At 28.0% G+C, this 24,098-nt stretch carries 23 protein-coding genes, 1 pseudogene and 1 other annotated feature; of the genes and pseudogenes, 9 read left to right on the top strand and 15 right to left on the bottom strand.

Features of this window, described 5'->3' with window-relative positions:
- Window positions 1-85: 85 nt before the first annotated feature.
- The 4 genes and pseudogenes from BTM21_RS07335 to BTM21_RS07350 form a co-directional block, all read right to left on the bottom strand.
- The gene (locus tag BTM21_RS07335; protein ID WP_021875353.1) at window positions 86-946 is read right to left on the bottom strand and encodes an NAD(P)/FAD-dependent oxidoreductase; all 861 of its coding nucleotides are present in this window, start codon (window positions 944-946) and stop codon (window positions 86-88) included.
- Window positions 947-962: 16 nt separating this feature from the next.
- Window positions 963-1,277 carry a thioredoxin gene (gene trxA, locus BTM21_RS07340; protein WP_021875352.1) on the bottom strand — a complete coding sequence of 105 codons (315 nt, stop codon included), beginning with the start codon at window positions 1,275-1,277 and terminating at the stop codon, window positions 963-965.
- Between the two features lie 172 nt (window positions 1,278-1,449).
- Window positions 1,450-2,163, bottom strand: a pseudogene (locus tag BTM21_RS07345) (ABC transporter ATP-binding protein); the annotation flags it as partial.
- An 8-nt stretch (window positions 2,164-2,171) separates the two neighbouring features.
- Window positions 2,172-2,594, bottom strand: a complete 423-nt coding sequence (locus BTM21_RS07350; RefSeq protein WP_079481265.1) for a YaaR family protein — start codon at window positions 2,592-2,594, stop codon at window positions 2,172-2,174.
- 174 nt (window positions 2,595-2,768) lie between these two features.
- Here BTM21_RS07350 and BTM21_RS07355 point away from each other — a divergent pair, with 174 nt between their 5' ends.
- Entirely contained in the window at window positions 2,769-5,396 is a 2,628-nt protein-coding gene (locus BTM21_RS07355) for a calcium-translocating P-type ATPase, PMCA-type (RefSeq protein WP_021875349.1), read from the top strand.
- Window positions 5,397-5,443: 47 nt separating this feature from the next.
- Here the strand turns inward: BTM21_RS07355 and BTM21_RS07360 are convergent, their stop codons facing one another.
- From BTM21_RS07360 to BTM21_RS07380, 5 genes are all read right to left on the bottom strand, one after another.
- Entirely contained in the window at window positions 5,444-6,136 is a 693-nt protein-coding gene (locus tag BTM21_RS07360; protein WP_021875348.1) for an amino acid ABC transporter ATP-binding protein, read from the bottom strand.
- 11 nt (window positions 6,137-6,147) lie between these two features.
- Window positions 6,148-6,798, bottom strand: a complete 651-nt coding sequence (locus tag BTM21_RS07365) for an amino acid ABC transporter permease (protein ID WP_274536740.1) — start codon at window positions 6,796-6,798, stop codon at window positions 6,148-6,150.
- A 22-nt stretch (window positions 6,799-6,820) separates the two neighbouring features.
- Window positions 6,821-7,645 carry an amino acid ABC transporter substrate-binding protein gene (locus tag BTM21_RS07370; RefSeq protein WP_021875346.1) on the bottom strand — a complete coding sequence of 275 codons (825 nt, stop codon included), beginning with the start codon at window positions 7,643-7,645 and terminating at the stop codon, window positions 6,821-6,823.
- A 131-nt stretch (window positions 7,646-7,776) separates the two neighbouring features.
- The gene (locus BTM21_RS07375; RefSeq protein ID WP_021875345.1) at window positions 7,777-8,619 is read right to left on the bottom strand and encodes a CvfB family protein; all 843 of its coding nucleotides are present in this window, start codon (window positions 8,617-8,619) and stop codon (window positions 7,777-7,779) included.
- Window positions 8,620-8,633: 14 nt separating this feature from the next.
- Window positions 8,634-9,134 (bottom strand): gamma carbonic anhydrase family protein, encoded by a 501-nt coding sequence (locus tag BTM21_RS07380; RefSeq protein ID WP_096145397.1) that lies wholly within the window; start codon window positions 9,132-9,134, stop codon window positions 8,634-8,636.
- A gap of 113 nt (window positions 9,135-9,247) precedes the next feature.
- Here BTM21_RS07380 and BTM21_RS07385 point away from each other — a divergent pair, with 113 nt between their 5' ends.
- Window positions 9,248-10,291 carry a CehA/McbA family metallohydrolase gene (locus BTM21_RS07385; protein WP_021875342.1) on the top strand — a complete coding sequence of 348 codons (1,044 nt, stop codon included), beginning with the start codon at window positions 9,248-9,250 and terminating at the stop codon, window positions 10,289-10,291.
- 54 nt (window positions 10,292-10,345) lie between these two features.
- On the opposite strand, the gene BTM21_RS07390 is transcribed toward BTM21_RS07385, so the two are convergent.
- Window positions 10,346-10,684: a hypothetical protein gene (locus tag BTM21_RS07390; protein WP_079481264.1), complete on the bottom strand. Its 339-nt coding sequence runs from the start codon at window positions 10,682-10,684 to the stop codon at window positions 10,346-10,348.
- 271 nt (window positions 10,685-10,955) lie between these two features.
- Between BTM21_RS07390 and BTM21_RS07395 the strand changes: the two genes are divergently transcribed.
- Entirely contained in the window at window positions 10,956-11,423 is a 468-nt protein-coding gene (locus BTM21_RS07395; protein WP_021875340.1) for an Lrp/AsnC ligand binding domain-containing protein, read from the top strand.
- Between the two features lie 76 nt (window positions 11,424-11,499).
- A complete protein-coding gene (locus tag BTM21_RS07400; protein WP_079481263.1) occupies window positions 11,500-11,709 on the top strand; it encodes a DUF378 domain-containing protein in 210 nt (69 codons plus the stop codon).
- 43 nt (window positions 11,710-11,752) lie between these two features.
- On the opposite strand, the gene BTM21_RS07405 is transcribed toward BTM21_RS07400, so the two are convergent.
- Both BTM21_RS07405 and BTM21_RS07410 read right to left on the bottom strand, forming a co-directional pair.
- Window positions 11,753-13,498 carry a phosphoenolpyruvate carboxykinase (ATP) gene (locus tag BTM21_RS07405; protein ID WP_079481262.1) on the bottom strand — a complete coding sequence of 582 codons (1,746 nt, stop codon included), beginning with the start codon at window positions 13,496-13,498 and terminating at the stop codon, window positions 11,753-11,755.
- A 355-nt stretch (window positions 13,499-13,853) separates the two neighbouring features.
- Complete coding sequence (locus BTM21_RS07410) at window positions 13,854-14,570, bottom strand: lysophospholipid acyltransferase family protein (RefSeq protein WP_079481261.1); 717 nt, start codon at window positions 14,568-14,570, stop codon at window positions 13,854-13,856.
- 146 nt (window positions 14,571-14,716) lie between these two features.
- Between BTM21_RS07410 and BTM21_RS07415 the strand changes: the two genes are divergently transcribed.
- Window positions 14,717-15,577, top strand: coding sequence for a ComEC/Rec2 family competence protein (locus tag BTM21_RS07415; RefSeq protein ID WP_021875336.1), 861 nt, complete (start codon window positions 14,717-14,719; stop codon window positions 15,575-15,577).
- Between the two features lie 137 nt (window positions 15,578-15,714).
- Here BTM21_RS07415 and BTM21_RS07420 read toward each other — a convergent pair whose 3' ends face one another.
- The gene (locus tag BTM21_RS07420; protein WP_021875335.1) at window positions 15,715-16,521 is read right to left on the bottom strand and encodes a ribonuclease H-like domain-containing protein; all 807 of its coding nucleotides are present in this window, start codon (window positions 16,519-16,521) and stop codon (window positions 15,715-15,717) included.
- Window positions 16,522-16,815: 294 nt separating this feature from the next.
- On the opposite strand from BTM21_RS07420, the gene BTM21_RS07425 reads away from it, so the two are divergent.
- The 3 genes from BTM21_RS07425 to BTM21_RS07435 are packed head-to-tail and all read left to right on the top strand — an operon-like array spanning window position 16,816 to window position 18,994.
- The gene (locus BTM21_RS07425) at window positions 16,816-17,037 is read left to right on the top strand and encodes a FeoA family protein (protein ID WP_021875334.1); all 222 of its coding nucleotides are present in this window, start codon (window positions 16,816-16,818) and stop codon (window positions 17,035-17,037) included.
- Between the two features lie 11 nt (window positions 17,038-17,048).
- Entirely contained in the window at window positions 17,049-18,809 is a 1,761-nt protein-coding gene (gene feoB / locus BTM21_RS07430; protein ID WP_079481260.1) for a ferrous iron transport protein B, read from the top strand.
- A 26-nt stretch (window positions 18,810-18,835) separates the two neighbouring features.
- Window positions 18,836-18,994, top strand: a complete 159-nt coding sequence (locus BTM21_RS07435) for a FeoB-associated Cys-rich membrane protein (RefSeq protein ID WP_021875332.1) — start codon at window positions 18,836-18,838, stop codon at window positions 18,992-18,994.
- Between the two features lie 203 nt (window positions 18,995-19,197).
- Here the strand turns inward: BTM21_RS07435 and BTM21_RS07440 are convergent, their stop codons facing one another.
- Both BTM21_RS07440 and argS read right to left on the bottom strand, forming a co-directional pair.
- A complete protein-coding gene (locus tag BTM21_RS07440) occupies window positions 19,198-20,316 on the bottom strand; it encodes an AI-2E family transporter (protein WP_079481259.1) in 1,119 nt (372 codons plus the stop codon).
- Between the two features lie 120 nt (window positions 20,317-20,436).
- Entirely contained in the window at window positions 20,437-22,128 is a 1,692-nt protein-coding gene (argS, locus tag BTM21_RS07445) for an arginine--tRNA ligase (RefSeq protein ID WP_021875330.1), read from the bottom strand.
- Window positions 22,129-22,184: 56 nt separating this feature from the next.
- Window positions 22,185-22,388, bottom strand: a binding site (T-box leader).
- 189 nt (window positions 22,389-22,577) lie between these two features.
- On the opposite strand from argS, the gene BTM21_RS07450 reads away from it, so the two are divergent.
- Window positions 22,578-24,086: a Ppx/GppA phosphatase family protein gene (locus tag BTM21_RS07450; protein WP_021875329.1), complete on the top strand. Its 1,509-nt coding sequence runs from the start codon at window positions 22,578-22,580 to the stop codon at window positions 24,084-24,086.
- Window positions 24,087-24,098 lie beyond the last annotated feature (12 nt).

The following is a 24,098-nucleotide window of genomic DNA, read 5'->3' on the forward strand; positions in this document are numbered from 1 at the left end:
TGTAAGTTCCTATAGAATAAGAAAATCAATATTTTAATAAAATATAAAAAGGTGAACTACAATTAAGTAGTTCACCTTTTTAACATTACTTTTTTTGATCTAAATATTGACTTGCACTAAGAGCCGCTATATTTCCTTCACCTGCTGACTTTATATATTGATATGGCTTACCAACACAATCACCAGCTGCAAAACAACCTGGTATATTTGTTCTCATAAGTCTATCAACATAGATATGATTTTCTTCTATTTTTAATCCTGGAACTAATTGACCTGGAGAAATTGAATCCTTTAAAACAAAAACTCCATCAGTTTTTAGTTCTGAATTTTTTAATAATATTTTATTTACTTTCATATCTCCAGTAATAGCTTCTGGTTTATCTTGTACAACTTCTATATTATTTCTTAAATTATAAGAACCCTTATACATTGGTATATAATATACAAGTCCTGCAAGTTCACTTACAAAATTAGCCTCTTCTTCAGCTTCTTTATTATGTCCTATTATAGCAACAGTTTTCCCTCTATATAATGGTGCATCACAAGTTGCACAATATCCAACACCTTTTCCAAGATACTCTTCTTCACCTCTTATAGGTCTTGTATATTCCATTCCTGTTGCTAGTATTACTGTTTTTGCTTCATAAGTCTTATCATTAGCCATTAAAGCAAAGTACTCTCCCATTGCATAAATATTATTTATTCTTTCTTCTGTAATTTCTATCTCCATTGCATCTAAGTGAGCTTCAAATCGCTTTTTTATATCTTCTCCAGTCATTCCAAAAAAACCTAAATAATTATTAACCTTTGGAGCTTTAATTAACTTATTAGTTAAATTTTTATTTCCAAATACAATAAATTTTTTATTTCTTATTTTAGCATTTAATGCTGCAGAAAGACCTGCTGGTCCACTTCCTACAATTGCAATGTCGTATCTTTCATCCAAAATTTCCACCTTCCTCTTATAGGTGTTTAGTTACAGCAGCCTTTAATGATTCTTTTGGCATAAATCCTATTAAAGTTTCTACAGGTGCTCCATTTTTAAAAATCATTAATGTTGGGATACTTGATATTTGATATCCATTAGCTAATTTTGGATTTGCATCTACATCTACCTTTGCAAATTTTACATTTGTAAGTTCCATTGCTAAATCTTCAACTATAGGTGCTATCATTTTACATGGACCACACCAAGTTGCCCAAAAGTCAACTAAAACTACACCTTTTTGTTGTAATACCTCTTGATTAAAATTCATTTCTGATACATGTTGAACCATACTTTTATTCCTCCTAATATACCCACAAGGGGTATCTATTTTATATTCTCATATTACACATTTTTTTAATCCTAGTCAATAGGTAAGAATTAAACTTCTCACTATATATATTCCCTTAATATATAAATTAATATTCTACCTAAATGTTAAAGATTAAAACTTTTTTTCTCTATTATTCCTTTGAAAATTGTGCATCGTATAGTTCTTTATATATACCATCCTTAGCTAATAACTCCTTATGATTTCCTTTTTCCTTTATCCCCTCATCTGTTAGAACTATTATTTCATCTGCATTTTTAATTGTAGACAATCTATGAGCAACTACAATTGTTGTTCTTCCTTTGCATAATTCCTCTAATGATTTTTGTATTATACACTCTGTCATATTATCTAAAGCAGATGTAGCTTCGTCTAGTATTAGTATTGGTGGATTTTTTAAAAATACTCTTGCTATAGATATCCTCTGTTTTTGTCCACCTGATAGTTTTACTCCTCTTTCTCCTATATAAGTGTCATATCCATCTTTTAAATTCATTATAAATTCATGAATATTTGCCTTCTTTGCAGCTTCTATTACTTTATCAAAGGTAGAATCTTGTTTTCCATATAGAATATTTTCTTTTATTGTTCCTGTAAATAGAAATACCTCTTGCTGTACTATACCTATATTGTTCCTTAATGATTCTAATGTACTACAGTATATGCTTTTTCCATCTATTGTGATATCACCATCTGTAACATCATAAAATCTAGGTATTAAATTACAAAAGGTTGTCTTGCCACCACCTGAAGGGCCAACTAATGCAACCATTTTACCTTGTTCTATCTTTAAAGATATACCTTCTAAAATATTTTTATCTTCATAGCTAAAATGTACATTTTTAAACCCTTAATCTATCTATATATATCTACAATTAATCCTTGTATTTCATCTATTGATGAAGCTATATTTAAATTTTCTCTTTCATCACTTAATAGAGCCTGTGTAAGTTCTTCTAATTTTAAATCTATAGTATCTACAGTTATAAAGTATTGTGTTTGCCAAAAACTAACATCCCTCTTAGTATCATACATAAAATTTAATATTGACTCTAAATATTCTTTTATCATTTTTTTATAAGCCACAACATCTCCATAGGTTTTAGTTATTACTAACCTATTTCCTCTTTTTTTTATGTCTTCAATCATTTTCTTTAATTGTTCTTCTGACTTTCTTTCTCTTGCTTGATTAAAGCTTTGTGAAAAATCTTTTTTTTCTGAAGTTATCCTTCTTTCTTGTTTTATTAAACTTTTTCTATTTACTCTTCCTATTTCCACATCTTTCACTCCTCTATAGGATTATTATACCAAAGCATTTCATTTTCAACTAGTTATATTATACAACATAAAGTAAATTACATTTTTTCCCACGTATTAATATTTTTAAACTATTTATGCTATACTTATAGTAGATTTTTAATTTACATTATTTACAAAATAGGAGGTTATTTAATGTGGTTTAACAAAAATATAGAGGATATCATAGAAGAATTTGGTTCAAATACTACAAATGGTTTATCCTCCTCTGAAGCAAAATCTAGACTTGAAAAGAATGGACCAAATAAACTTGCTAGTAAAAAGAAAAAGTCTATGCTACAACTATTTTTTGTCCAAATAAATGATGTTATGATTTATATTTTACTAGCAGCTGCTGTTATTTCTGCTTTTATGGGCGAAGTTAGTGATGCTATTATTATTTTAATTGTAATCTTAGTTAATGCAATTATAGGTGTTGTCCAAGAATCAAAGGCTGAGAAAGCTTTAGAAGCCCTTAAAAACATGTCTACTCCTAAAGCATTAGTTAAAAGAGATGGACAGATAATAGAAGTTCCATCGGAAGAAGTTGTTGTAGGTGATATAGTTATTATAGATGCTGGTAGATATATACCTGCTGATTTAAGACTTATAGAATCTGCTAACTTAAAAATTGAGGAATCTGCTTTTACAGGTGAATCTCTTCCTTCTGAAAAATCAACTGAAATTTTAAATAGTGAAAATGATATACCTGTTGGTGATCAACACAATATGGCTTTTATGTCTACTTTAGCTACTTATGGAAGAGGAAATGGTATTGTAGTTGCTACAGGTATGGATACTCAAATTGGTAAAATTGCAAAAATGTTAGATGCTGAGGAAGATGATACTACACCACTTCAAAAGAAACTTGCTGAGCTTGGCAAAATTTTAGGTTTTACAGCTGTTGCTATTTCTTTAGTTATGTTTGTAGTTTCTATGATTCAAGGAAGAGACTTTATGGAAATGTTCATGACTTCTATAAGTTTAGCTGTTGCAGCTATTCCTGAAGGACTTCCTGCCATTGTTGCTATTGTACTTGCCTTAGGTGTTCAACGAATGATAAAGGAAAATGCTATTATTAGAAAACTTCCTGCTGTTGAAACTCTTGGTTCTGTTAATATAATTTGCTCTGATAAAACAGGGACTTTAACTATAAATAAAATGACTGTTAAAAAATATTTCGTTAATGGTGAACTAAAAAATTTAGACGAAATAGATACTAAAGAAAATACTTCTAAACTACTTGTTGAAGGTATGATATTATGTAACGATGCTACCTCTAAAGATGGTTCACAAACTGGAGATCCTACTGAAATTGCATTACTTGATGTAGGTAATAAATTCAACATCTTTAAAGAAGATTTAAATTCTATCCATAAAAGAGTTGATGAAATTCCTTTTGATTCAGATAGAAAACTAATGACTACTGTAAATAAATATGATAATAAGGATTCTGTATTTACAAAAGGAGCTATAGATAGTATCTTAAAAATTTCTTCTAAGATTTTAATTAATGGTAAAATTGAAGATTTTTCAGATGAGCTTAAAGCTAAAGTCTTAAAGGCTTCTAATGATATGTCTGATGAAGCTCTTAGAGTTCTTGCCCTAGGATATAAAATAATTGAAAATGAACATGTAGAGATTGATTCATTAGAAAAAGATTTAATTTTTGTTGGTTTAATGGGAATGATTGATCCTCCAAGAGTAGAGGTAAAAGACTCTATAACAAAAAGTAAAAATGCTGGTATAAGAACTATAATGATTACTGGAGACCATAAAAACACTGCCGTTGCAATAGCTAAAGAATTAGGTATTGCCGAAAATATTTCCCAGGCAATGTCTGGTAGTGAAATAGATACTTATACTGAAGAGGAGTTTACTAAAATAGTTAATAATTTTAGAGTGTTTGCTCGTGTTTCACCAGAGCATAAGGTTAAAATAGTTAAAGCCTTTAAATCTCATGGAAATATTGTTTCTATGACAGGTGATGGTGTTAATGATGCCCCTTCATTAAAAGCTGCTGATATTGGTGTTGCAATGGGTATTACAGGTACAGATGTTGCTAAAGGTGCTGCTGATATGGTTTTAACTGATGATAATTTTACTACTATAGTTAAAGCTGTTGAAGAAGGTAGAAATATTTTTAATAATATAAAAAAATCAATACTATTCTTGTTAAGTTGTAATTTAGGTGAAGTAGTAGCTCTATTCTTTGCGATTTTATTTAATTGGGATACCCCTTTATTACCAATTCATATTTTATGGGTAAATTTAATTACTGATAGTTTTCCTGCTCTATCTTTAGGTGTAGACCCTGGTGATAGCGGAGTTATGGATAAGAAACCTAGAAATCCTAAGGAAAGTTTATTTGCTGGAAGAATGGGAAAACTACTAATAATAAATGGTATTTTAATAGGTGTAACTACTCTTTTTGCATTTAAATTAGGTGAAAAATTATATCCTGATTCCTTAAGACATGCACAAACTATGGCCTTTGTTGTTTTAAGTGTTTCACAATTATTCTTCTCTTTAGCTATGAGAAATGAAACTAAATCATTATTCCAAGTTGGAATATTTAAAAATAAATCGCTAATAGGATCTTTAGCCTTTGGAATTGCTCTTCAATTCCTAGTTATATCAATACCTTTTATAGCTTCAATCTTTAAAGTTTATGCATTAACTCTAAAAGACTGGACAATAGTAATTGGAATTTCATTAATACCATTTATTATTAATGAAATAATAAAAGTATTTTTTAGATCTAGCGATAAAAATAAAGCTTAAATAATTAAAAGGGATATATCAGACTTAGTGATATATCCCTTTTAAAATTAATTTATATCATTATCAAATATTAAGCCTTCTGTTAAAATCCCTTTGTCCATTGAATATATTTTATCTGCCACATTTTTTGCAAATTCCATATCGTGAGTTATGATAAGCATACTCATTCCTTGTTTTCCTAGAGTCTTTATAAGATTTGTAACTTCTCCTGTTAATCCTGGGTCTAAAGCTGATGTTGGTTCATCAAAACACATAAGTTTTGGATTTAAAGCTAATGCTCTTCCTATTGCAACCCTTTGTTTTTGACCTCCAGACAATTCGCAAGGGTAATTATTAACTTTCTCTTTAAGTCCTAAGAACCCTAAAATTTCTTTAGCTTTTTTTATTGCTTCAACCTTATTTTCACCTAACACTCTTTGAGGTGCTTCTATAATATTTTCTAAAACACTCATATGTGGAAATAAATTAAAGTTTTGAAATACTAATCCTATATTTCTTCTTATTTCATTAAACTTATTTTTATCTACATATTTTCCATTATCACATAATTTTTTTTCATCTATCTCAATAGTACCAAAATCACACATTTCAAGACCATTTACACATCTTAATAAAGTAGTTTTACCACCGCCAGAAGGACCAACTATTACAAGGATTTCTCCAGCTTTTATTTCTAAATTTACACCTTTTAAAACTTCTGTGTTTCCAAAGCTTTTTTTAAGATTTGTTATCTTTAACATCTTATTCCCTCCTAATTATAATAGTTATATCTTTCTTCTATTTTTTCTAAGCCTTTAGTTAACAAACCATTTAAAACTAAATAAACTACTGCTACAACTACAAAAGGCATTATTGAAGATATTCTATTTGATGCAATTTTAGCTACCTTTAATAACTCATCTAGCCCTACTACATAAACTAATGCTGTATCCTTAACTAAAGTAACAACTTCATTAGCTACAGGTGGGAATATTCTTTTTAGAGCTTGTGGAAGTACTATTCTAAAGAATGTGTCTTTAGGTGTTAATCCTAAAACTTCTGCAGCTTCAAATTGTCCCTTATCTATTGAAAGTATTCCTGCTCTAAATATTTCTCCAAAATAAGCTCCATAATTCAATACCATTGCTAAAATTGCTGCTGTAAATCTTGGAATTCTAACTCCTATTAAAGGTAATCCAAAGAATACAAATAAAATTTGTAATAACAGAGGAGTACCTCTTAAAATCAATACATATAATCCAGTAATTGATTTTATAATCTTTATTTTTGATATCCTTCCAAGAGCTATTATTACTCCTAATGGAATTGATAATATCAATGTCAAAACAAATACACCAAGTGTCATTTTTAAGCCTTCTGATATTTGTGGAATAAGGCTAATTATATCATTTACTAACGTCACAGTTACTCCTCCTTATTGTAAACTACTTAACTATTATATCTTCACCAAACCATTTTTCTGATATTTTTTGTGCAGTTCCATCTTTTATTACTTCATTAAAAGCATTATTTATAGCCTGTAATAATTCTGTATCTCCTTTTCTTATCCCAACACCATACGTTTCTTTTCCAAAGTCTTCACTTAAAACCTTATATTTTTCAGCTCCTCTTTGATTTATATAATATTTAGCAAGTATCTCATCTGCAACTACTGCATCTACTCTTCCTGCTTCTAAATCCATTAACGCTTCGTTATTTGTTTCAAAAGTTACTATTTTTCCATTCTTAAATGTAGATACTGTATCCCCATCTGATTCTATTGCATCTACCGCACTTGATTGATTTTGTGCACCTACTGATGCTCCTTTTAAATCTGACTTAGTTTTAATTTTAGAATCTACTAACGTTATAATAACTTGTCTATTATTTAAATATGCTTTTGAAAAATCAACTTTTTCTTTTCTTTCATCTGTCATAGAATATCCATTCCATATTAAATCTATATTTTCATTATCAAGTTCAGTTTCTTTCATGCTCCAATCTATATTTTGAAACACTATTTCTTTTCCTAACTTTTCTCCAACTGCTTTTGCTAAGTCAACATCAAAACCTGTTGTTTTACCATTTTCATCTTTAAAACCTAGTGGTACAAAAGTATCATCTAGTCCTATAATCAATTCATCTTTATCTATAGTAGTAATTTTACTATTTTCAACATTTCCGCATCCTACTAATCCAATAGCTATTACCCCAAACAATGATACAACTATAATATTTTTTATAATATTTTTTATAATCTTTTTTAACATAATATTATCACCCTTTTCTTTATCACTTTACTATATCATTACTTTATCACACTAAAGTAATGAAGTCAAACTTTTTATATATAAAAATAAAACCTTCATATAATTATATGAAAGTTTTACTTTTTTAGTTCCTATTTTAATCTTGTTCCTTCTTCTTCTTGAACAATTTTACCTTCTTTCATTAGTCCACCAAGAGCCATTTTAAAATAATTTTTGCTTGTTTTAAAAGTAGCTCTTATATCTTCTGGATTTGATTTATCATTAAACTCCATAAACCCACCATTCTTTTCCATGTGCTTTAGTATATCATTTTGTAGTTTATCTCTTTCGTTAAGTCTTGTTTGTCTAGGTGTTAATCCTATAACCCCATCTTCATATAATCTCTTAACTCTAACCTGTAACTCTTCTCCTGGGAATACTTCGTTATAATATTCATTAGGTAAAATTAATCCTTTATATTTTGAATCTATCGCCACATTTAAAGTACCAGCTGGAGTTCTTGAATAAACTTGAGCTGTAACCTCATCTCCAATTTTAAATATAACTTCTTCCTCTTTAGCATTATATACATAGTTTTCAACTTCTGTAGTTGCTGCTATTCTACCTGTTTTATCTAAATATATATAAAATAAATATTTATTTCCTATTTGAAGCTTAAATCTTTGTTCCTTAATTGGTACAAAAATATCTCTATCTAATCCAAAATCTATAAAGGCACCAAATTTCGCTTGAGCGACAACCTTTAAATACGCTACATCTCCAACCTTTGCTAAAGGAGTTTTAAAAGTAGCTACTGGTCTATCTTTAGAATCTCTATATACGAAAACCTCTATGTCATCTCCTTCTTTTATTCCCTTACCTTCTGCTAAGGATTTAGGAAGTAAGACCTCATCTCTTCCTTCATCTCCAAGATAAAACCCAAAGTCTTTTTCTCTTTTTACTTTTAAAACATTGTATTCACCTATTTTTATCATTTTTCCTCCTAAATTTATAAGTATTTCTTACTTAAATTTACATAGTTATTTGCTGAAGTTTGAATACTTTTTATTTCGTCTTCTGTAAGTTCTCTTACAACTTTAGCTGGACTTCCCATTAAAAGTACTCCTTCTTTAAAAGTTTTTCCTTGTGAAACTAAAGAACCAGCTGCCACAATTGTATTTTTAGATATTTTAGCTCCATTTAATATAATACTTCCCATTCCAACTAAAACATTATCAGCAATCTCACATCCATGAATTATAGCTCCATGTCCTACAGTTACATTATCTCCAATAATAGACGGACAATTTGTATCTACATGAACTACTGAATTTTCTTGAATATTAGTATTCTTACCAATAATAACTTTATTCATGTCTCCTCTAATTCTTGTTCCAAACCAAATGTTAGAATCCTCTCCAATAACAACTTCTCCTATTATATCAACACTCTCTGATACATAGCAAGTTTTATGTATACAAGGTTCCTTACCGTCAAATAATTTTTTCATAAAATCAACTCCTTTAAACTAAACTTATTTTATCATCCTATGATATTATTGTCATTATTTATACACATTTAATACTATATATATAATAAGTAATAATTTAAGAGAGGCTTATTTTGGGAAAAAAGAAACACAAGGAAATTAAAGGATTTAATCAAAACGACTTAAAATTTTACTATGGTATTCCTCATTGCCATACAAATTTTTCTACTGGTAAAGGCAACCCTTTAGAAGCCTACGAGTATGGAAGAAAAGCAGGACTTAATTTTATGTTTGTAACAGATCATAATTCATTTTTATCTAATAAAGTATCTATTAAAGATTCAATTTATACCCGTTGGCAAGGAACTCATTACTATGCTTCAAGGCTTATGAAAAAATATGAAGAGTTTTTACCACTAGTAGGCTTTGAATGCAAAACTGATTCCTATGGTGATTTAAATATAATGAATTCTTCAACCTTTTTTACTGGTATAGTAAAAGATATAAAAATACTTTTATTATGGATGTTAAATAATGAAAATGCTTTTATATCAATAAATCATCCTCATAAAAATATTAGAAATTTATCCTATAATCCTATTTTAAATAAACTTATTACCTCCATAGAGGTTGGAAATGGTAACCCAGCTGCAAAATATACAAGACATGATAAGCATTATTTTAATTTACTTGATGCAGGATGGAAGTTAGGAGCAATAAACGGTCAAGATAATCATAAGATAAACTTTGGAGATTCTGAAAATTTAACAGTCTATATTGGTAATGAACTTTCTAAATCTGCTTTAGTAGATTCCTTTAGAGCTATGAGAACTTACTCTACAGAATCTAGATTTTTAAAATTTTACTTTACTATAAATGATAGTTTTATGGGGGAAACTATACTAATTTCTGATAATAAACTAAAATTCCTAATTTATGCTGAGGATATTAGATATAGAATAAAAGAAATTAGTATTATAAGTAACAAAGGTACTACAATTAAAGACATAGATGAAATTAATTTAAATCATATTAAGTATATATATGAACATAAACATGAGGAAAATGAAACTTGGTATGTTATAAAGGTAGTTCAGGAAAATAATCGTATTGCTATTAGTTCTCCAATATTTGTAGAGTCAGCAAAAGAAGTTTTAGGTAATTCTTATGAATCTTAAAATACAAAAAGAGTTGTAAAATAAATTACAGCTCTTTTTGTATTTATGTTAACATTATTTATTTTTTTGATTTTGCATATGTTTAACTCTATTTGGTTTAGCTTTAGGTTTAATTTCAATTTTCTTTTCTTGCTTTTTTGGTCCCCCTGTAGCTTGAATATCTAAGAACCATATAAAGAACCATACTACAACTAAAGTAAATAGTATATTAATCCATGGATTTGTAGTTTTAAATAAAAATTGAACTGCAAATAACGCAACAGATATGCCTAATAATAACCATTTGTTAACTTTAACTTTTGAGAAAACATATTTTCTTCCTAATGTGAACATTAACATGACTGCTCCTAACATAACTGCAAAGTATGCTATCATAAACAATATATTTGTCATAACTTTTATCCTCCTATATTCACCTATAATTATATATTAAAAGAAATTACCTTTACATGCAAGTAATATAATTTTTAAATATTTGTAACATTTACGCACATAAAAATTTGTCTATAAAACACCGGGTTAAAGTGGCTTTTTTTGATTTTATTAACTTTTTTATCAAAATAACAAATTTATTTTAATTTCTTTTACTTTTTTTTCTTCTATTTTGTGTATTTTTTTGATAAAATAAAAAAGTAATTATAAAATCATTACGAGGGGTGATTATATGGGTTTAAATCAAACCTATCAATTAGACGAACTAGATCTTCAAATATTAGACTTATTAATAAAGGATTGTAGGACTCCTTATTTAGAGATAGCTAGAATTTGTCATGTTAGTGGTGGTACTATTCATGTAAGAATGAAAAAAATGGAGGAACTTGGGATAATAAAAGGTACTAGAATACTATTAAATCTTCCTAAGCTAGGTTATGACGTATGTTGTTTCGTTGGAATATATGTTGATAAAACTGAATCTTTTTCTTCAGTATTTCATGAGTTATCTCAAATAAAAGAAGTTGTTGAATTACACTTAACAACAGGAAATTATTCAATATTTGCTAAAGTTATTTGCAAAAACATTTCAGACCTTCAAGATATCTTACTAAATAAAATAAATTCTATAAATGGAATTCAAAGAACTGATACATTTATTTCTCTAGAACAACCTATAGACAGAAATATATCTATTTAGTGTCTATTTGCATAAAAAACCTTCCTCTAGGTTAAAATATTTAGTGAAAAAACCTATTAAAAAAGGAGTGTTTTTTATGAAAATTCTAGACACAATAGCACTTATTTTGGTTATAGTCGGTGCCGTTAACTGGGGTCTTATAGGATTCTTCCAATTCGATCTTGTTGCAGCTTTATTTGGTACCATGACTATGTTTAGTAGAGTAGTCTATGCTCTAGTAGGTCTAGCTGGACTTTATTCACTATCCTTTTTTGCAAAGGGTAGCATGACAACCGATAAGATATAGACATAAAAAAGCCTATCATTTTAAATGATAGGCTTAATTATTTTTAAAGATTTTTTATTATTTCAAATAATTCTATAGCTGCTGCTCTTGGTCCATTTTTTTCTTGACCTTTTACAGCTAAACATGTTTTTATTTGTCCAACCTTAATATTATCATTAAACATAGTATCAAAATATTCTTCTATTAAAATATTTGTTTCTGTTTGCTTTTGAGCTGGACCAAATGGATTCGCAAAGTAACTTTCAACTAAACCAGTTTCTGAAGTAGTTCCTTTAGCCATTCTTGCTCCTGATTTAAATACACTAATTGCATCCTTTGGAGTCTTAAAGTATTCTATAGAAGTTTCTCCTTCTTCTACCTTAGTATAATTATTAGCATATAAGAATAAATCTACTTTATATCCCTTTACAATTTCCTTATATGGTGCCACTGGCATAACTAATCTAGCATTTATCTTATCTGGATTCATAAATATACTTCTATCCATTTCTTTAAATGCATATCCTTGATCTAAATCATCTAATCTTACGAATGCACCTATTTCAGTACCATATCCAAATACTTCTCCATTTATATTCTTAAATGTTCCCATATCATCAAATATAATAGTCATATTACTTATATAATCTTCACTTAATGCTCTAAAGGCTTCTAAGCTTTCTGATTTACCAGCTCCACTATCTCCCATTATTACAACATTAGCTTGCTTACCGCTCTTTAATTCAATATTAACCATTGCTCCATGTATTGGAAGACAACCTCTTTTTATCATAACTAAGTTGTGAAGAGTTAATGTCATCTTCTTCATATAACCAAAGTAATCTACTTCCTCTGAGTGGTTTACATATCCTATCATAACATCATTTTCTTTATCATCATAGAATACAGTTTTAACTTTATCATCTTCATCTGTAGCACCAAACACATAAACTAAATCTGGCTTTCTACCTCTATATTCATCACTTCTTGCCATTTCAAATAAATTACATAAAGTAATTCCATGTTCCATAAAATCTCTGTGGAAATATATAAATGCTAATAATTCTCCTACTTTAGCTGGATAGCAGAACCAATGCTCTTTATTTAAATTTGCATATCTTAATGGGTTTTCATATACTTCTTTAAACATTCCACTTCTAGTATTCTTCTTAGGATAAGTTATAAATGGTGTTTCTAATAAAATGCTATCTATAAAATTAATATCTTCTAAAGCTTCATATCCCTTTGGTATTGGCCATAAAACTCTATTAATCATTAAAGATGAATTTCCGCCAGCTGGTATTTGTCTAAATACTTTTGGCTTATATCCTAATACATTCTTTTCTATTTTTCTATATAATTTTAATATTAAATTAGAAAATTCTGAGTTAGCTTCTGTAAAACTCATTGCTGCTAACCCTTGTTGAACTTTATCACTGTGAATTATAGTATATCTTTCTAATCTTCTCCAGAATAAATAAAAATCTTCAATAAATGCTATAAAGTTATCTTTATCCTCAAAAAGTTTTTTATATTTCTCATTTGCCTCAACTATTTCTTCGACACTCATTACCGTACAATACTTACATATTCTACTTATATCTTTTCTTATCTTTGTAATATCTCCTGTATCTAATCCATCCTTTAGATATTTCCAACTTAAGGAAAGTCTACTTTTAGAAATTCGTAGATAACTCTCTACAACCCTTCTAAAACCTTCACTTTCTAATAATGTTTCGAAATTGTTACAATATTTCGCTGTAAAGTTTATTAATATTTTATCATTACTCATTGAAAATTCTTTACGCATAATTTGCCCCCTCTATGAATTTTATGTTAATTAAATATTTCATTTTTTATTATTTTTGACCTTAACAATTCGATTATAACATATTTTATGCAATTTTTAAAAGAATGATTTTGCATTTTTCACAAATTATTATCAAATTCTATCTAAAACCCTTTTTGAAAACATATACATTAGAAGTTTATCAATCTCCTTTTATAAAATTATTAATTTTATCGAAATATTTCCTTATTTTTTTATTTTTATTTCTACCCCCTACGAACATTTTTAATTTCAATAGTTCTTTTTAATAAATTTAATACTAAATTTCTACATAATAAAAACTTCTAAGAAAATATCCTAGAAGTTTTTATTATCTTTAACCTTGATTTAATTCTTTTACTATTATATCTCTAACCCTATCTGCTAATGCTTTTTCTTCATCCCTATTAAGATTATCTGTATATATTGGCTTTCCAAAAGTTATTGTTATATCTATAGCTTTAAATTTTCTATCTATTTCAAAAGCTCTATAAGCTCCATCTATTGATACTGGTATTATTGGTGCTTTTGCCTTAGTAGCTAACTTTAAGCTCCCCTTTTTAAACTCTTGAACTTTACCATCTTTACTTCTTGTTCCTTCTGGAAATATACACATGCTATATCCGTTTTTTAAATTTTCAGCTCCTTGTTGTATTACCTTTATAGCCTCTCTTGCATTTTCTCTATCTAATGGTACACAATGGTATTGTTGCATCCAATATCCTATAACTGGAGTTTTAAGCATCTCTTTTTTAGCTATAAATCCCATAGCTCTTTCTGCCGAATCCATAAGTAATGGTATATCTAAGATACTTGTATGATTTCCTATAAAGCAACAAGCTCTATCTGGTATATTTTCTTTTCCTTTAACTGTAACATTCATTTTTATTGCTCTATTTATAGTATAATCTGCCCAATCTCTCCCTACTTTTGCGCTATATTCATATCCTGCTTCTATTCCTTTAGTTTTTCTTATGTACCAAAGCTTAATAGCCTTTAGTCTTAAAACTATCATATATAATAAATAATGTATTCCTTTAAAAATTCCTATCATTTTTCCCTCCATAAATCGTATTGTTTTACCTAATGTTATTATACTAATAACGAAAATATTCTTCAACGACAACTTTCTCTTTCCATATACATAATATAATGTTAAACTTATTTAAGTCTTAAAATTTAATAATGGAGGTATTTTAATTGAAAAAGAAATTATCAATTTTATTACTTTTTGTACTATCATTTTGTTTTATTTTTGTTGGATGTGATATTGATGTAGCAAAAGGTACTATTCCAGATAATAAAACTATGAAGGTACATTATATAGATGTTGGGCAAGGAGATTCAATTTTAATACAGGTTAATGATAAAAATATGCTAATTGACTGTGGTCCAAGAGATGGTAAAGATAAGTTTTTTTCTTATCTAGAGTCACAAAAAATAACTAAACTTGATTATGTGGTGGCAACCCATCCCCATGAAGATCACATAGGAAATATGGCTGATGTTATAAAAAAATACGATGTAAATAAATTTTATGCTCCTAAAGTTGAACATACTACTAAAACTTTTGAAAAAATGGTTGAAGCTTTAGTTAAGAAAAATTTAAAGATAACTACTATAAAGGCTGGTACTGATTCCATAGATCTTGGAGAAAACACAAAAGTTTCTGTTGTAGCTCCTAATAAGGATACTTATGACGATTTAAATAATTATTCTCCTATTATAAAGATAGAATATGGAAATAACTCTTTCCTATTTACCGGAGATGCAGAAAGTAAATCTGAAAAAGAGGTTCTTAAAAAAGGATATAATGTAAAAGCTGATGTACTTAAACTTGGACATCACGGATCATCTACATCAACTTCTAAAGAATTCTTCGAAGCTGTCAATCCTTCAATCGGAGTGATTTCACTTGCTAGTGATAATAAATATGGTCATCCTCATAAGGAAACCCTTAATTTATTAAAAGATAAGAAAATTAAAGTGTATAGAACAGATGTTGATGGTACTACAGTCCTTTCATCTGATGGTAATAAAATTTCTAATATTAGTAAATAAAAGCTAGATAATATCTAACTTTTAGCCTTAAAAATTTTTATACTTTCCTGTACATCAAAAAACAGTAGATAGATTTGTTTTTACACAAAACTATCTACTGTCTCACTACCCCTTTTAAAACAATCAATTTTTACTCTTTAACATTCTACTTTTTTAATAACTTCTTTATTTGTTTCTTCTTTAATTTCTATTTCTTCTTTGACTTCATCACTATCTTTTACTTGTAATACTTCTTCATTCCCTACATCATCACTATTATCTTCTTCTTTAACTTCATCTTCATCACTAATTTCTTTAGTCTCAACTATGAATTTATTCCATAGTGTAAAAATATTATAAAGATTAGTAACATCTTGCTCATTATATAAAAGTATATTTTCAACCTTTTCTCTAGGTATTCTTAAAATATATTCTTTATCTTTTAAAACCTTATGAAATGTTTTAGCTAAATTAGAACCACTTATAACTTCGCCTTCTCTAGAAATCTCAAAGACCTTTTCTAAATTTTTCAATCCTATAGAATGTCCATAGACTCTTTCGTATTCTCTTTGTATATCTATATCTTGAAATTCTTTTGAAAAATCATAATGGATATTATATTTTTTAAACAAATAATTTATCACAGTAAAATCATTATTTCCTGAAAAGGTAACTATAGAATTTTTCCCCTTTTTCTTCATACTCATAAAGTACCTTTTAGCTAAAACTAATATATCTACAACCTCATTTTTATTTTCAATCATATATTGAGTAACATGTAGTTTTTTATCTTTCTTATTAAATATACACGCACCAAAAACACCAATACACTTAGGTTTTTTATAAACATAATGCTCTAAATCAAAAAATATCAGTTCATCTTGGTCTTTACATATATTATCAGTTCTTAAAATAAACTCTTTGGATATTTCACTAACCTCTACTATATTTTCACGAATTATCACAATACCACTCTTTCTTCCTCTTTATTATCACCTTTTAATGATTACTTGTTCTTTATATTACTATATTAATTATAGCATCTTTTATTCTAATGTTAAAATCTTTATGTATATATACTTCTATACTATACTATTAATCTCAATGAGTATATGTTAATATAATCGAAAATTATTATTTTTCCCAGCACTTGTGAAAATTATTCTCATTTCTCTTTAAAAGTATTGACTATTTTTTATGATTTTGCTATTATATTAGTATGTATATATGATAATGATTTTCAATACGAGGTGTGAAAAATGAGTATTTGCGATTTAAAATTAGGCGAAAAAGGGAAAATAGAATCTATTAAAGGCGACGATAAACTTGCTAAAAGATTATTTGCTTTAGGTTGTATTGAAGGTACTGAAATAGAATTAAAAAGAATTGCTCCATTAGGCGATCCTATCATTGTTAATTTAAGAGGATTTGACCTAGCTATTAGAAAAAAGGACGCTAAAAATATAATCTTAAGTTTATAGGGGGATACAACATGAAAATAGTGGCATTACTTGGTAATCCCAACGTAGGAAAGACTACATTATTCAATAGTTTAACTGGCGCCAATCAAAGAGTGGGAAACTGGGCAGGTGTTACTGTAGATAAAAAGGAAGGTTTTTTTGATGATATCAAAATAGTTGATTTACCTGGTATCTATGCAATGGACACTTACTCTAATGAAGAAAAAGTTTCTAAGAATTTTTTAGAAACAGATGAAGTTGATGTAATACTAAATATAGTTGATGCATCAAATATAGATAGAAATTTATATTTGACTACTCAATTGAAACAATTTAATAAACCTATAATTTTAGCTGTTAATATGATTGATGTTGCTAAAAGAAAAGGTATTTATATTGATTATAATAAACTATCAGAGCTTCTAAATATAACTGTTATTCCAATAATAGCTTCTAAAGAAGAAGGTATAGAGGATATTAAGACTGCATTAAAATCTGATAATTTTTTAATAAATGATGCTGATAATGATTATCAGTTCAAAACTGAAAAAGAAGCGTATTCTTTTATCGAAGATATATTAAAAAAATCTAGTGTAACTAAGAGTAATAATGAAGAATCTTTTAAAGATAAATTAGATAACTTCTTATTAAATCCTTGGCTTGCATATCCAATATTCATTATAATAATGGCATTAATGTTTCAAATTACCTTTGCGTGGGTTGGACAGCCTTTATCTGATATGTTAGATGGATTGCTTAATGATTCACTACTACCATATATATCAGATCTTTTATCTAATACGTCACCTTGGTTCCAATCATTAATAGTTGACGGTATTGTCGCAGGGGTTGGTGGAATATTAGTACTACTTCCAATAATACTAGCACTATTTACTTGTATTTCAATACTAGAAGATAGTGGTTATATGGCTAGAGTTGCATTTATAATGGATAAATTAATGAGAAGAATGGGACTTTCTGGAAAAGCTTTTATACCTATGATAGTTGGTTTTGGGTGTACCGTTCCTGCTATAATGTCTGCTAGAACTCTGGAAAGTGAAAAAGATAGAAAGCTTACAGCTTTATTAGTTCCTTTAATGAGTTGTAATGCTAGATTACCTGTTTATGCAATATTTGCATCAGTATTCTTTCCTGATTATAGGGTCTTAGTTGTAGCTGGACTTTATTTATTAGGTGTAATATTAGCATTTATTTTGGGAATACTATTTAAGAATACAATTTTCAAAAAAGATGAAGAACCTTTTATAATCGAATTACCAGAATATAAAAGACCATCTCTTAAAAACATATCAAAACAAGTTTATGAAAAGGCAAAAGGCTTCTTAATTAAAGCTGGAACTATTATATTTGCTATGAGTGTAGTAATTTGGTTCCTATCAAACTTTAATTTTACTGGTATGGTTGATGTTAATGATAGTATATTAGCTTCTATTGGAGGATTCATTGCTCCGATATTTAGACCATTAGGTTTTGGTGATTGGCAAAGTTCAGTTTCTCTTTTAACAGGTTTACTTGCTAAAGAAACTGTTGTTGCTTCTATGGAGGTAATTTTCGCTGGTGATTTAAGCGCCATGTTACCTTTATATTTCAATGCTGCTTCAGCTCTTTCTTTCTTAGTATTTGTGCTGTTATATACTCCTTGTATATCTGTACTTGGTGCTATGAAAAAAGAATATGGAATTAAATTCACTTTACTTTCAGTATCATACCAATTAGTTCTTGCATGGGTAGTATCCTTCTTAATATTTAATATAGGACGAATTTTTATATAGAATATTATTAATTTAAAGGAGAATTTATGGAAATTATTATAACAGTTGGAATCATCGCATTCTCAGCATTTGTAATTTATAAAAAATTAAAAAAATCTTCAAAAGGCGAATGTACTTGTGGTTCTTGTTCATCACATTGCCCAATGTATAAAAATAAAGAAGAAATTAAAATTAATAAAAAATAAAAGATATAAATTATTGTATACACCCTTTATAGTAAACAGTTGAAATAATAAACACTGTTACTATAAAGGGTGTATTTTATTATAAGAAGAAATCTAATATCTAGTAAAATTAAAAGGCATAGCACCTATATAATATAGACGCTATGCCTTATTTATTTAATTTCCATTATCCCCTTATCTACTTGACAGGAGGTAGTTAACTTTTAAGCTTTATCAGCCATCTCTACCAATTCTTTATTTTTGTCCATTAATCTTGTAATATAAATTTTAATTGTTGCTACTGTTGGTGATGCAAGAAGCATTCCTACAGGTCCAAAGAACCCTCCCCCAACTACAACTCCTAGTATTATAAAGAAAGGTCTAACTCCAACTTTACTTCCAATTAACTTAGGATCTAAATACCAACCATCAAATAATTGAAGTGATAATAATACTAAGAATGTTAAAATACCTTTTGTAGGTGATACAAAAACATTAAATAAGAAACCTACGATTTCTCCAATAAAAGGTCCAAAGTAAGGAATCATGTTAGTTATTGCAACTATACAAGCTAAAAGCACTGCATATTCTGATTTAACTAAGTTTAGTAGTATAAAAGCAAGGCCACCTATAATTGATGAATCTATAGCTTTAATCCCTATATATGTACCTATCATATGGTTATATATTCTTACAAACTCAATAATCTTTTCTGATTTTTCCTTTTTAAAGATTATAAATAAAATTCTTTTTGTTCCAGCTATAAGTCTTTCCTTATCTACAAGAACATAAACTGAAATCATTATTCCTAATACAAATTTCATTAAATTGCTTGATATTGAAAATGCATATGAAATTGATCCTTCTAATAAAGTTACTGCTACAGTTCCTACTTGTGAAATAAGTCTATTAACACTTTCCATTGTTCCTGTAGATACAATTAAATCTTTAATACTTTCATTGCTTAATAAGTTGTTTAATCCATTTTGCATTTCAGTAATATAACTTGGTATATCTTTTGTTAAGTCTATTGCACTTTCAACAATATTTGGAATACAATAAAATGAAATTAAAGCAATTACTCCTATTAAAATTGCGTATGTTGTTAAAATAGCTAATCCTTTTTTAAGCTTAAACTTTCTTTCTATACGCTTAACTAAAGGATTTAATATGTATGCTATAACTAACCCATAAATAAATGGTACACATAATGATAATAACTTTCCTAATACACCAAAAAAGTATTGATAGTTATCTATAATCTTATATCCAATAATACCCATAACAATTGCTATAACAATAGATACTATTAAATCTTTATGCTTTATATTTTTACCAAACATAAATACCTCCACCTCTCTATATCATTTTATATTTGATTATATCATAAAGTATTCTTTAAGTCTTTGTTATAATTATTAATTTTTTCATAAATTAAAAGGGATGATTATCACCCCTTTTAACTACATTTTTTCTACTACTTCTATTCCTAATAAAGCTAATGCATTTTTTATTACTTGACAGCTAGCTTCAACTAATTTTAATCTAGCTTCTTGTAACGTTTCATCCTCTAAATTCAATACTGAATGTGCATTATAGAATTTATTAAATGCCTTAGCAACTTCTATAACATATCTAGTAACTATTGATGGCTCTAATTTTTCTATTGCTAAATGTATTTGTTTATTGAAGTTTTCTAAAGTCTTAACTAATTCAAACTCTTCTTTTGAAGTAAGCTTAGAGTAATCTTCTACGCCCTTAAGCTCTCCAGCTCTTGTTAATATACTATTAGCTCTAGCATATGAGTATTGAACATATGGACCTGTTTCTCCTTCAAATGAAAGCATTTCCTTCCAATCAAAAACTATATCCTTTTCTCTTGAGTTCTTTAAATAAGTAAATACTAAAGCTCCAACACCTATCTTCTTAGCTATATCTTCTTTGTTTTCAAGGTTAGGATTCTTTTCATTTATTACTTCTAATGTTTTATCTACAGATTCTCTTATTAAATCATCTAATAAAACTATTTCCCCTTTTCTTGTTGAAAGCTTTCTATCTGCAAATTTAACTAATCCAAAACCTACGTGAACACAATCCTTTGCCCATTCATGTCCTGCAAGGTCTAAAACTTTAAATACTTGTTTAAAGTGTAGGGCTTGTGGAGTTCCTACTACATATACACACTTATCAAAATTATAAGTCTTCTTTCTATACATAGCAGCAGCTAAATCTCTAGTTGCATATATTGAAGCACCATCAGCTTTTAAAACTATACAAGGTGGCATATTATATTCATCAAGCATTACAACTTGTGCACCATTACTTTCAACTAATAGACCCTTTTCTTTTAATTCATTAACTACAACATCCATTTTGTCATTATAGAATGCTTCTCCTGCATATGAATCAAATTTAACATTAAATACATCATATACTCTAGCAAACTCTTTTAAACTTAAATCTCTAAATCTTTTCCATAAAGCTTCTGCTTCTTTATCTCCATCTTCTAAAGCCTTAAAATATGCTCTTCCTTCATCTTCTAATTCAGGATTCTTTTCTGCTTCATCATGGAATTTAACATATATTCTAAGTAATTCATTTATAGCATTTTCTTCTAATGCTTCTTCATTACCCCATCTCTTATATGCTGATATAAGTTTACCAAATTGAGTTCCCCAATCACCTAAATGATTAATACCCTCTACGGTATATCCTTCCTTTTTAAATAATTTATATAAAGAATTACCTATAGCTGTAGTAAATAAATGTCCTACATGGAAAGGCTTTGCTATATTTGGTGATGAATATTCAACACAAACTGTTTTACCTTCTCCAACCTTTGATGATCCATAATTATCTCCTTGCTCTAGAACCTTTTCTATTGCATTTTTTGTAAACACACTCTTATCAGCAAAGAAATTTACATATGGTCCTAAATTAACTATTTTTTCAAAACCTTCTTTATCTAGTTTCTCACTTAATTCCTCTGCTATCATATTTGGAGCTTTTCTAAAAGCCTTTGCTAATTGAAAGCATGGAAATGCATAATCTCCCATTTCAGGCTTTGGTGGTATTTCTATAAGTTTTTCTATAGCTTCAATATCCATATCAACATATTGCTTTATAGTTTCTGAAACTTTCTTTTTATAATCCATTTTAATTCCTCCATTATCATTTCAAATTTATAATAAAAAAATCCGTCTCTTATAAAATAAGAGACGGAAATATATCCGCGGTACCACTCTAATTGCATCAAATGCCACTTAACGCTTTAACGCAGCTACTACGATTTATCCTACTTAATTTCAGTAAATATCTCCAAGGCTCTTTTCTTATAACCTATCTTATAGAGCTTCCACCAACCTCTACTCGCTTAAAGAATCAATTATAATACTCTTCTTTTCCTAGATTTTTTATTTAATTTAGTAAGATTATTATACATAATTATAACTTTTATTGTCAACTAATAAAAAAGCTATTCTAATTAAATGTAATTTTATTATATATTTTTCATTTATCTCTTGAATATTAGACAAAATGATATAATATTTAATTATGGGTATTTCCCAAAGTATAGTATTATTAATTATAATAAGGAGTTTTTATGAATAGAGTTGGAGTTATTGATATTGGCCCAAGTTCTGTACGTTTAATGCTAACAGAAGTTGAAGAAGGCGGATATTTTAAAATTATAGATGAGCTTAAAACATCTATACGATTATGTGATGATTTAGTTAATGGATGTGCAATTTGCAGTAAAAATGTTAATTCAATCCTTTCAACATTACGTTCTTATAAATCATTATGTACTGTCTCTGGGGCTACTAAAATTTTTGCAGTTGCTACTGAATCATTTAGAACTGCTAGTAATAAAGATTTATTAATATCAACTATAAAAGAGGAGCTAGATATTGATGTAAATGTATTAAGCTGTGAAGATGAGATATATTTAAATTATCTTGGGGTTACTAGAAGTATTTATGTTGAAAATTCTTTAATGGTGGAAGTTGCTGGAACTGCTACTCATATTGCTTGGATACAAAATAATAATATAATTAAAAGTGCTACACTTCCTTTTGGTAGTGTAAATTTAAGTTCTAAGTATAATTTAAAAGATAGAGTTTTACCAAATGATATAGATAATGCTCTTAAGTTTATAAGTGACAGCTTAAACGAAATTTCTTGGCTTAAAGATGCAAATTTTGATTCTATAATAGGTGTTGCTGAAATTGTTAGAAATTTAGGTAAAATAGATAGAGTTAAAAAGCGTTATCCTTTTGAAATTCCCCATAACTATGAATTAACTGATATAGATGTTCATGATATATTTAATATTGTAAAATCAAAAGATTTTAAACAACGTCAAAAAATTGAAGGTCTTGACTTTGAAATTTCAGATATTGTTGTTGGAGGAATTTCTATTTTTTATAGTATTGTAAAAGGTGCAAATTCTAGTAAAGTTGTAATTTCAGGGCGTGGCTTACGAGAAGGTGTAATGTATGATTACTTAAAAGAAAACTTTAGTATTACTCCTGATATTTTAGATTATAGTATAAATGGTATATTAGATACTTTAAATATTAATAAATGTCATGCTAAACATGTTTTTGCAATTACAACAAAACTTTTTGAAGAATTAAAGCCTCTTCATCATTTAAGTGATAAATTTCATCATGTTGTAAAAACTGCAGCTATGTTACACGATTGTGGAATTAGCATAAATTATTATGATCATCATAAACATTCTTTTTATGTTATATTACACTCTTATATAAACGGATTAACTCATAAGGAACTTTTAATGAGTGCTGCAATTGCTGCATCTCATAGATTTAACAGATATAAGCTTCCACTACCACCTTTTGCTTCTATCATAAATCAATTAGATTTAAAGTCCATAAGCCAAATTGGTGTATTACTTAAAATTGCAGAAGGTCTTGATCGTAGTCTTGTTGGAGCTATTAAGGACATAAATGTTGAATTTGATTTAGATACAGTTAAACTGACTGTCTTTTCAGATATAGATGTAGACCTTGAAATTCGTCAAGCTTTAAGAGCATCTGATAAATTTAAAGAAGTCTACAATAAAGATTTAATTATAATAAAAGCCTAAAAAGAGGTCTTG

This window comes from Clostridium chauvoei (assembly GCF_002327185.1).
GTDB classification, from domain to species: Bacteria; Bacillota; Clostridia; order Clostridiales; family Clostridiaceae; genus Clostridium; species Clostridium chauvoei.

What these genes read in the sequence shown, in the direction of transcription:
- BTM21_RS07405 (WP_079481262.1), bottom strand. Translation starts at nt 13,498, where the DNA reads ATGCGTAAAGAATTTTCAATGAGTAATGATAAAATATTAATAAACTTT.
- BTM21_RS07425 (WP_021875334.1), top strand. Translation starts at nt 16,816, where the DNA reads ATGAGTATTTGCGATTTAAAATTAGGCGAAAAAGGGAAAATAGAATCT.
- BTM21_RS07395 (WP_021875340.1), top strand. Translation starts at nt 10,956, where the DNA reads ATGGGTTTAAATCAAACCTATCAATTAGACGAACTAGATCTTCAAATA.
- BTM21_RS07410 (WP_079481261.1), bottom strand. Translation starts at nt 14,570, where the DNA reads ATGATAGGAATTTTTAAAGGAATACATTATTTATTATATATGATAGTT.
- BTM21_RS07450 (WP_021875329.1), top strand. Translation starts at nt 22,578, where the DNA reads ATGAATAGAGTTGGAGTTATTGATATTGGCCCAAGTTCTGTACGTTTA.
- BTM21_RS07375 (WP_021875345.1), bottom strand. Translation starts at nt 8,619, where the DNA reads ATGATAAAAATAGGTGAATACAATGTTTTAAAAGTAAAAAGAGAAAAA.
- BTM21_RS07400 (WP_079481263.1), top strand. Translation starts at nt 11,500, where the DNA reads ATGAAAATTCTAGACACAATAGCACTTATTTTGGTTATAGTCGGTGCC.
- BTM21_RS07390 (WP_079481264.1), bottom strand. Translation starts at nt 10,684, where the DNA reads ATGACAAATATATTGTTTATGATAGCATACTTTGCAGTTATGTTAGGA.
- BTM21_RS07355 (WP_021875349.1), top strand. Translation starts at nt 2,769, where the DNA reads ATGTGGTTTAACAAAAATATAGAGGATATCATAGAAGAATTTGGTTCA.
- BTM21_RS07380 (WP_096145397.1), bottom strand. Translation starts at nt 9,134, where the DNA reads ATGAAAAAATTATTTGACGGTAAGGAACCTTGTATACATAAAACTTGC.
- BTM21_RS07370 (WP_021875346.1), bottom strand. Translation starts at nt 7,645, where the DNA reads ATGTTAAAAAAGATTATAAAAAATATTATAAAAAATATTATAGTTGTA.
- BTM21_RS07440 (WP_079481259.1), bottom strand. Translation starts at nt 20,316, where the DNA reads ATGTTTGGTAAAAATATAAAGCATAAAGATTTAATAGTATCTATTGTT.
- feoB (WP_079481260.1), top strand. Translation starts at nt 17,049, where the DNA reads ATGAAAATAGTGGCATTACTTGGTAATCCCAACGTAGGAAAGACTACA.
- argS (WP_021875330.1), bottom strand. Translation starts at nt 22,128, where the DNA reads ATGGATTATAAAAAGAAAGTTTCAGAAACTATAAAGCAATATGTTGAT.
- trxA (WP_021875352.1), bottom strand. Translation starts at nt 1,277, where the DNA reads ATGGTTCAACATGTATCAGAAATGAATTTTAATCAAGAGGTATTACAA.
- BTM21_RS07360 (WP_021875348.1), bottom strand. Translation starts at nt 6,136, where the DNA reads ATGTTAAAGATAACAAATCTTAAAAAAAGCTTTGGAAACACAGAAGTT.
- BTM21_RS07435 (WP_021875332.1), top strand. Translation starts at nt 18,836, where the DNA reads ATGGAAATTATTATAACAGTTGGAATCATCGCATTCTCAGCATTTGTA.